The organism is Brachybacterium tyrofermentans (genome assembly GCF_039526165.1).
Lineage (GTDB): Bacteria > Actinomycetota > Actinomycetes > Actinomycetales > Dermabacteraceae > Brachybacterium > Brachybacterium tyrofermentans.
The window spans coordinates 1-5996 of the sequence record NZ_BAAAIR010000029.1 but is presented as its reverse complement, the minus strand read 5'-3'; the positions used below and the strand labels follow the sequence as shown (position 1 = coordinate 5996).

4 protein-coding genes and 1 pseudogene are annotated in these 5996 nt (G+C 70.2%); 2 read left to right on the top strand and 3 right to left on the bottom strand.

Going from position 1 to position 5996, the window contains the following annotated elements:
• Positions 1 to 890 precede the first annotated feature (890 nt).
• The 3 genes from ABD093_RS05820 to ABD093_RS05810 form a co-directional block, all read right to left on the bottom strand.
• Entirely contained in the window at positions 891 to 2156 is a 1266-nt protein-coding gene (locus ABD093_RS05820) for an MFS transporter (protein WP_343923095.1), read from the bottom strand.
• Between the two features lie 180 nt (positions 2157 to 2336).
• Positions 2337 to 2951 carry an OmpA family protein gene (locus ABD093_RS05815; RefSeq protein WP_343923093.1) on the bottom strand — a complete coding sequence of 205 codons (615 nt, stop codon included), beginning with the start codon at positions 2949 to 2951 and terminating at the stop codon, positions 2337 to 2339.
• A gap of 2 nt (positions 2952 to 2953) precedes the next feature.
• Complete coding sequence (locus ABD093_RS05810) at positions 2954 to 3664, bottom strand: hypothetical protein (protein ID WP_343923091.1); 711 nt, start codon at positions 3662 to 3664, stop codon at positions 2954 to 2956.
• 221 nt (positions 3665 to 3885) lie between these two features.
• Here ABD093_RS05810 and ABD093_RS05805 point away from each other — a divergent pair.
• Both ABD093_RS05805 and ABD093_RS05800 read left to right on the top strand, forming a co-directional pair.
• Positions 3886 to 5073: pseudogene (locus tag ABD093_RS05805) on the top strand (ISL3 family transposase); the annotation flags it as partial.
• A 300-nt stretch (positions 5074 to 5373) separates the two neighbouring features.
• Positions 5374 to 5996 (top strand): IS110 family transposase (locus tag ABD093_RS05800; protein WP_343923089.1); only part of this gene is annotated, 623 nt, incomplete at its 3' end.

Here is a 5996-nt window from a genome sequence, read left to right as displayed (position 1 = left end):
CCTCGCCCGCGAGATCTACCGCCACCTCACCACCGCAGCCCGCGCCCAACTCACCGCTTGACAAACATAGGAGATTCAACGGCCGGCTTGAGCACCTCCGCGGTTCGGCCCTCGGCTTCCGGAATCTCACCAACTACATCGCCCGCAGCCTCCTCGAATCAGGCGGCTTCAGACCCCGGCTACACCCTCAAATGCGATGAGCCCCATAACCGCCCTCGAGCGCCCCATAGCTGCCACATCAGCGACGCGCGTGTACGGGTAGGCGTCGAAGCTCGCGTCCGCGCCCTCCTGTGCGAGGAACGCCATCGGGCGTTCGTCCTGGTCGGCCCGCGTGCGGAAGTGGGAGTTGGGTTCCGGCACCTGGGCGCCGAGGTCGCTCCGGGCCGCCTCCTCGATGCCCAGGTGTGAGTTGTCCTCACACGCACCATCCCGCTCTCCGCACCTACCACAGGGGTCAGCCGCCGCTCGTCGAGCGCGGTGCGGGGATGGGAGAGTCCCAGCGCGACCACCTCCCCGAGCGCGAGCTGCTCCCGCCAGCCCCGGCAGCGAGACCACCCGGGCGTAGGCGCGCATCCCGGCCCGCAGCGCCTGTGGCTCCTCGAAGCAGCGGCGAGGCGACGACCCGCTCGCGATCCGCACGGCGAGTTTCTCGGTACGGGGAGCCGGTGCGGGCCTCGTCGCCCCCGAGCTCCACGAGGCCCCCGAGCCGCGATCCGGCAGGCGGCTTGGTCTCGGCAGATCGATCATGGCGAGGCTGTCCGCCCAGCACACCTGCTTCTGCTCGGGATGCGCGGACAGGTGCTTCGCGAGGCGGCGCAGCAGCGTCTGCGGGTCTTCCCCGACGCACGATCCAGCGCACGCGAGACGGGCGCGTGACGGGGCCTGCCGACTCAGCAGGCCGCGGGGACCTCGGCGCTCTCGGCGGCCTCGGCCGCGGCCCGACGGGCCTCCTGCCGACGATGCACCGCGAAGGACCAGCCGGCGATCCCCAAGCCCAGGATCGCGAGGGCCATGCCCGTCCAGGCCGGGGCGAGCAGGCCCCAGCCGGCGGCGAGCACGGCCGCGCCGAGTGCCGCACCGAGGGAGTTGCCGATGTTCAGCGCCGAATGGTGCAGCGCGGCGGCGAGCGAGGGCGCATCGGGGGAGGCGTCCAGCAGGAACAGCTGCAGCGAGGGGCCCATCATCTGGGAGGTGATCGCGAGGGCGAGCAGCAGGAGCATCCCGGCGATCGCGTTGTGGGCGACCAGCGCGAACACCGCGAGGCTGAGTGCCATGCCGATCAGGCCCAGGAAGATCGTGCCGTAGACGCTGCGATCAGCGAGTCGGCCGGCGAGGATGTTGCCGAGCGTCATGCCCAGGCCGAACACGAACAGACCCACGGGCACGGCGCGCTCGCTGAGCCCCATCACGCCGGGCACGATCTCGCCGATGTAGCTGTAGACGGCGAACATGCCGCCGAAGCCGATCGATCCGATGCCGAGCGCGAACCACACCTGGGCGCGGCGCAGCGCACCCAGCTCGGCGCGGATCGACCCGGTGGTGCCGCTCCCCTCAGGCTCGGGCACCAGGCGCCACACCGCGATGGTGGTGATCGCAGCGATCACCACCACGGTCACGTACGCGGAGCGCCATCCCACGCTCTGCCCGAGCGCGGTCGAGGCGGGCACGCCGAGCATGGTCGCGATGGTCAGGCCCAGCATCACCAGCGACACCGAGCGGGCGCGTCGGCCCGCCGGGGACAGGCGCGCGGCGACCAGGGAGGCGACTCCGAAGTAGGCGCCGTGGGGCAGGCCGGAGAGGAAGCGGGAGGCGGCGAGCACGGTGTAGCTGTCCGCCATCGCCGAGAGCAGGTTCCCGAGCCCGATCAGAGCGATCAGCAGCACCAGCAGCCGGGCGCGCGGCATCCGCACCGCGGCGATCGTCACCAGGGGTGCGCCGACCACCACGCCGAGCGCGTACAGGGTGATCAGCATGCCGGCCTGAGGGATGGAGACGCCCAGGTCACGGGCGATCTGCGGTAGCAGGCCCATGCTCGCGAACTCGGTGGTGCCGATCGCGAAGGCACCCAGCGACATCGCCAGGATGACCAGGCGCAGGCGGCCGGGCGGCAGCGGCGCGGCCGCGGTCGAGGGCTGAGGGGCGGGGTGCGAGGTCATGGGGCTCCAGCGCGGCGGGGGTCAGGGAAACGCTGCCGACGCTGGTAGCGGTGAGTACCCCTCGATCCTAGAGCCGTGAGCGCGAGGTGGCCAGGCAGGGTGAGGGATCTCGGCCGCGTGGTCAGACCACCCGCCCGCCGGCCTCGGGCCGACGGGCAGGCGGGCCGACGACGGCCGGGCTCATCCCCCGTAGCGCAGCTCCACGCGACGGTTCGCAGCGTAGGTGGAGGCGTCATCAGGGTCCTCGGAGACGGCGGGCTGCTCGTCCCCGAAGCCCTCCACCTCGAGCGCGAGGTCGGGGCGCTCGGCGGCCAGGGCATCGGCGACCGCCTGGGCGCGGTGCTCGGAGAGTTGCTGGTTGTCGAAGTCGTACTGGGAGCGGTCCACCGGGCGGGAATCGGTGTGCCCGCCCACCTGCACCGTCGCACCCTCGGGCACCTCGGCGGCGAGCTCGACGATCTTGCTGGCGGCGGGCGCGGGCAGGTCCCAGGCGTTGGAGGCGAACAGGATGTCGGTCTCCAGCACGATCACGTCCTCCTCTGTGTCCGTGTCCGTGCCGCCGAGCGAGGTGATCGACTCCGTGGCGTCGAAGCGGGTGATGGACTCCGCGGCGTCGAACCGGGTGATCGAGTCGGAGAGGACCTCCTCGGTGACCTCGAAGCCCGGCTCGGGCGGGCCGTCCGAGATCACCTCGGCGACGGCGTGCGGGGTGACGAGCGCGAGGGCGAGCAGGGTCGCGGAGCCGGCAGTGGGGCGGGCGAGGCGTCGGCGCGCGTGAGGGGAGGTGCGGATCATGGTCACTCCCCACCCTCCGCGGTGGCGTCGTCCGCGGCGGCGCCCTGCTCGATCGGGACGTCCTCGAACTCGGGGGCGCCGGGGATGGCGATGTTGATCGTGTCGATGTCGTCCTCGGGGGCGGCGAAGGTGGCCCAGTACGCCTGGGTGTCGCCGGAGGCGAGCTTGTGCTCCGCCTGCTTGCTGTTCCAGACATTGGGGGTGTCCCAGGCGCTGCCGGTGCCGAGGATGTCGTAGCGCTTGAGGTTCTCGCGGTCGAACAGAGCCGGCGGCACGTTGGAGTGGTTGTCGCCGTGCAGCTCCCACAGCGAGAACGTGCCGGACTCGCGGAACTCGGGGGTGTAGGTCAGCAGCAGCTCCATCGTCCGGCCGCGCTGGATCAGGTGGTGCAGGCCCACGGTCATGGTGCCGTCGATCTCGTCGGTGGGCAGGGTGTAGCTGATCGTGTCGACCGCGTCGGCGGGATCGATGACCTCCGGCGCTCCGCCGGAAGCACCGTCGGTGCCGGTCTGCGACTCCTCGCCGCCGCCGTCCGAGGGCGAAGGCTGCTCGGCGTCGGACTCCTCCGGGACCTCGGCCGCGGGGGAGTCGGGGCCGTCCTCGAAGTCCGCCTGCTCGGTGACGCCACAGGCGGCGAGGGGCAGCGCGGCCAGGGCGGTGAGGGCCAGCGCGACCCGCCGGCGGGTGAGGGTCACATCGCGGAGCTGGGTCATGGTCTTCTCCTTCATCGGGCCGCCTCAGCGGCTCTCCTCGAGCTGGTGTCACCCGTATGTCGTCGCGGGGAGCGGAATGGTTGCATCCCATCGCGAGAATCTGGCTCTTCGCAGCTGAGGGGGTAGGTGTGGAACGCGGGGTGGGCGCGTCGGTGCCGGGATAGACGTCGAGGTCTCCCGAAGATGGAAGTTCTGACTCTCACCATCTGGAAGACCTCGACATGCTCAACGCTACCTTCGATGACCCCGACCTGACGACCTTCGCCCGCCTCGAGGAGCTTGGCCTGGTCGTGGTCGGCCAGAGGCTCACTGCCGCGCGGGCGGTGCTGGAGTGTCGGCTCGCCGAGGAGGATCCGTGGTGCCGGGCCTGCGGAGCACGGTCGACCTCGCGGGGCTCTGTCGCCAGGTCTCTGGCGCATGAGCCGTTCGGTCACAGGCCCACGACATTGCTGGTGCGGATTCGCCGCTATCGGTGTGACCATTGCGGATGCCACTGGCGCGAAGACACCACCGCGGCGGCCGCAGAGCGGGCGAAGCTCTCCCGAGGCGGGATCCGGTGGGCGCTGGAAGCCCTGGTCATCGACCACCTCTCAATGGCGCGGGTCGCCGCCGGGCTGGGCGTGGCCTGGCATACCGCTAACGACGCCGTTCTCGCCGAGGGGAAGCGGCTGCTGATCGATGACCCGGCCCGCTTCGACGGAGTCCGCGTGATCGGCGTCGATGAACACGTATGGCGCCACACCCGCCGCGGCGACAAGTACGTCACCGTGATCATCGACCTCACCCCCACCAGGGACAAGACCGGGCCCGCTCGGTTGCTGGACATGGTCGAGGGCCGTTCCAAGGCGGCGTTCAAGGCCTGGCTGGAGGCCCGCCCCGAGGCGTGGAAGAACTGCATCGAGGTCGTCGCGATGGATGGGTTCACGGGGTTCAAGACGGCCACCAGCGAGGTCCTCCCCGGAGCGGTCGCAGTCATGGATCCCTTCCATGTCGTCCGCCTGGCCGGAGACGCTCTGGACGACTGCCGGCGCCGGATCCAGCAGAAGCTCCACAAGCGTCGCGGCCGCAAAGACGACCCTCTCTACAAGTCCCGCCGCACCCTCCACACCGGGACCAAGCTGTTGACCGAGCGGCAACGCGAGCGCCTCAGCAGCTTGTTCAGCAGCGAGAAGCATGCTTCGGTCGAGGCGACCTGGGAGATCTACCAGGCCATGATCGCTGCCTATCGAGAACCCGACCGGACCAGAGCCAGAATGATGATGGAGAAGGTCATCGCGGCCCTCAGAGCGAAGGTCCCAGACAACCTCGTCGAGCTGGGAAAGCTCGGCCGGACGCTGACCGGACGCGCCGACGACATTTTGGCGTTCTTCGATCGCCCAGGCACCAGCAACGGGCCCACCGAGGCGATCTGTGAGTCTGGCTCTGGCTGATCTGGGATCGGCTGGTCAGGATGGATACCGGTCGTGTCGAACCGGGTGTGACTCTCGAAGCAATTGGCCCGCAGCTTGCGGTGTCTTCCCGTTGAATTGTCCGCTCGGTGCGGCGCGGCCGGCGCCGTCCGGCCCACCTCGGTGACCTCATCAGGAGACTGCCCGACCCTCCGGTCGTGGCCCATCACAGATTCGCCCCGAAGTGACCTCTTCCCGGACCGGCGCCGGCCGTTCAGCGACCGTGACCATGTCCGTCTCAGGAGAGGAGCGTCGATCGCCATGGCTATCGTCGCGCATGCTCGTCCGTTCGTCATCGGCGTGGACACCCACGCCCGCAACCACGCCGTCTCAATTCTCGCTTGCCCGACCGGCGAGATCGTTGATGAGGCCCAGTTTCCAGCCACCGCCGCAGGCCTGTCTCGGGCCGTGTCGTGGGCCGGGCGCCGCACTGGCGGTGACGTCACTGTGCTCTGGGTGATCGAGGGCACCGGTACCTACGGTGCTCGTCTGCGCGCAGTAGCCGCGGACACCGGATACACGGTCGTCGAGGCTCCGCGGATAAACGCCCGCGCGAACCGCACGATCGGCAAGTCTGACCCGCTCGATGCACGCCGTATCGCTGCCGCAGCCCTCCCGCTGCATGAGACGCAGCTGCGCGAACCGCGCGCTGACGACGGCGTTCGCGCGGCAGTCAAGGTGCTGCTCGCCTCCCGCGACCACATGAGCACCGAGCGCACCGCGACGATCAACGCGCTCACCGCGCTGCTGCGCGTCGTCGACCTCGGCATCGATGCTCGCCGCCCGCTCACCCAGGCCCAAATCGACGCAACTGCCGCATGGCGGGCCCGCGATGAAGCCCTCGCCACAGCGACCGCGCGTGGCGAGGCCACCAGGCTCGCTAA

Coding starts and splice junctions, on each gene's coding strand:
- ABD093_RS05820 (WP_343923095.1), bottom strand. CDS start 2,156: ATGACCTCGCACCCCGCCCCTCAGCCCTCGACCGCGGCCGCGCCGCTG.
- ABD093_RS05815 (WP_343923093.1), bottom strand. CDS start 2,951: ATGATCCGCACCTCCCCTCACGCGCGCCGACGCCTCGCCCGCCCCACT.
- ABD093_RS05810 (WP_343923091.1), bottom strand. CDS start 3,664: ATGACCCAGCTCCGCGATGTGACCCTCACCCGCCGGCGGGTCGCGCTG.